Source organism: Priestia sp. P5_B4 (assembly GCF_056400385.1).
Map to the genome: position 1 here is coordinate 1 of NZ_JBFULJ010000879.1, position 1,593 is coordinate 1,593.

14 tRNA genes and 1 rRNA gene are annotated in these 1,593 nt (G+C 50.4%); all 15 read right to left on the reverse strand.

The window, feature by feature from the left end:
• Positions 1-58: transfer RNA gene (locus AC1DRF_RS27000), tRNA-Phe, on the reverse strand.
• 23 nt (positions 59-81) lie between these two features.
• Positions 82-157: transfer RNA gene (locus AC1DRF_RS27005), tRNA-Asp, on the reverse strand.
• A 4-nt stretch (positions 158-161) separates the two neighbouring features.
• Positions 162-238: transfer RNA gene (locus tag AC1DRF_RS27010), tRNA-Met, on the reverse strand.
• A 25-nt stretch (positions 239-263) separates the two neighbouring features.
• Positions 264-356 (reverse strand) — tRNA-Ser (locus AC1DRF_RS27015).
• Positions 357-383: 27 nt separating this feature from the next.
• Positions 384-460: transfer RNA gene (locus AC1DRF_RS27020), tRNA-Met, on the reverse strand.
• Positions 461-490: 30 nt separating this feature from the next.
• A tRNA-Ala gene (locus AC1DRF_RS27025) sits at positions 491-566 on the reverse strand.
• 5 nt (positions 567-571) lie between these two features.
• A tRNA-Pro gene (locus AC1DRF_RS27030) sits at positions 572-648 on the reverse strand.
• Positions 649-652: 4 nt separating this feature from the next.
• Positions 653-729: transfer RNA gene (locus tag AC1DRF_RS27035), tRNA-Arg, on the reverse strand.
• 9 nt (positions 730-738) lie between these two features.
• Positions 739-827: transfer RNA gene (locus tag AC1DRF_RS27040), tRNA-Leu, on the reverse strand.
• Between the two features lie 14 nt (positions 828-841).
• Positions 842-916 (reverse strand) — tRNA-Gly (locus AC1DRF_RS27045).
• 23 nt (positions 917-939) lie between these two features.
• Positions 940-1,021, reverse strand: a tRNA-Leu gene (locus AC1DRF_RS27050).
• 13 nt (positions 1,022-1,034) lie between these two features.
• A tRNA-Lys gene (locus tag AC1DRF_RS27055) sits at positions 1,035-1,110 on the reverse strand.
• Positions 1,111-1,118: 8 nt separating this feature from the next.
• Positions 1,119-1,194 (reverse strand) — tRNA-Thr (locus AC1DRF_RS27060).
• A 26-nt stretch (positions 1,195-1,220) separates the two neighbouring features.
• A tRNA-Val gene (locus AC1DRF_RS27065) sits at positions 1,221-1,296 on the reverse strand.
• Between the two features lie 104 nt (positions 1,297-1,400).
• Positions 1,401-1,516: ribosomal RNA gene (rrf, locus tag AC1DRF_RS27070) — 5S ribosomal RNA — on the reverse strand.
• Between the last annotated feature and the right edge of the window lie 77 nt (positions 1,517-1,593).

The following is a 1,593-nucleotide window of genomic DNA, read 5'->3' on the forward strand; positions in this document are numbered from 1 at the left end:
GGACGGAATCGAACCGCCGACACAAGGATTTTCAGTCCTTTGCTCTACCAACTGAGCTACCGAGCCTTATTAAATTTAAAATGGCGGTCCCGACGGGAWTCGAACCCGCGATCTCCTGCGTGACAGGCAGGCATGTTAACCGCTACACCACGGGACCACTTTGGTTGCGGGGACAGGATTTGAACCTGCGACCTTCGGGTTATGAGCCCGACGAGCTACCGAACTGCTCCACCCCGCGAYGATATGAATAYRRTATAAATAAATGGAGGAGGAAGAGGGATTCGAACCCCCGCGGGCTTTRACACCCCTGTCGGTTTTCAAGACCGATCCCTTCAGCCGGACTTGGGTATTCCTCCGTRTATTTATAACAAATGTAACTTATATGGTAGCGGCGGAGGGAGTCGAACCCACGACCTCACGGGTATGAACCGTACGCTCTAGCCAGCTGAGCTACACCGCCATATTATTYGTTACAATTATTYARTTTAATTGGTGGAGCCTAGCGGGATCGAACCGCTGACCTCCTGCGTGCAAGGCAGGCGCTCTCCCAGCTGAGCTAAGGCCCCATAAATGGTCGGGAAGACAGGATTCGAACCTGCGACCCCTTGGTCCCAAACCAAGTGCTCTACCAARCTGAGCTRCTTCCCGTTYATGGCGCGCCCGAGAGGAGTCGAACCCCTAACCTTTTGATCCGTAGTCAAACGCTCTATCCAATTGAGCTACGGGCGCTTATTAAAATGGTGCCGAGGGCCGGACTTGAACCGGCACGGTAGTCACCTACCGCAGGATTTTAAGTCCTGTGTGTCTGCCAATTCCACCACCCCGGCAGGACTTATATATGTGGAGCGGAAGACGAGGTTCGAACTCGCGACCCCCACCTTGGCAAGGTGGTGTTCTACCACTGAACTACTTCCGCRCRTATATGAAATTAATGAAAGATGCGGGTGAAGGGACTTGAACCCCCACGTCGTAAGACACTAGATCCTAAGTCTAGCGCGTCTGCCAATTCCGCCACACCCGCGTGTGAATATAAATGGTGAGCCATGAAGGACTCGAACCTTCGACCCTCTGATTAAAAGTCAGATGCTCTACCAACTGAGCTAATGGCTCGAAAAAAATGGTGCCGGCAAGAGGACTTGAACCCCCAACCTACTGATTACAAGTCAGTTGCTCTACCAATTGAGCTACACCGGCGTGCAATCTCTGACTTAAATAGTCGATGGTGGAGGATGACGGGATCGAACCGCCGACCCCCTGCTTGTAAGGCAGGTGCTCTCCCAGCTGAGCTAATCCTCCGTGTATCATACACAATATTCATTGTATAAAAGATTTTTATAAATGAGCCAAATAAAAAACCCCTAGACTCTTTTATAAGAGCATAAAAAGGGGTCTTATTCATTGCCTGGCAACGTCCTACTCTCACAGGGACAAAGTCCCAACTACCATTGGCGCTAAAGAGCTTAACTTCCGTGTTCGGTATGGGAACGGGTGTGACCTCTTCGCTATCGCCACCAGACAAGAGATTGCTCTCTCAAAACTAGATAACAGTTCGCTGAGTAAAGCTTACGCTTTTAAAAGTTTGGTTAAGTCCTC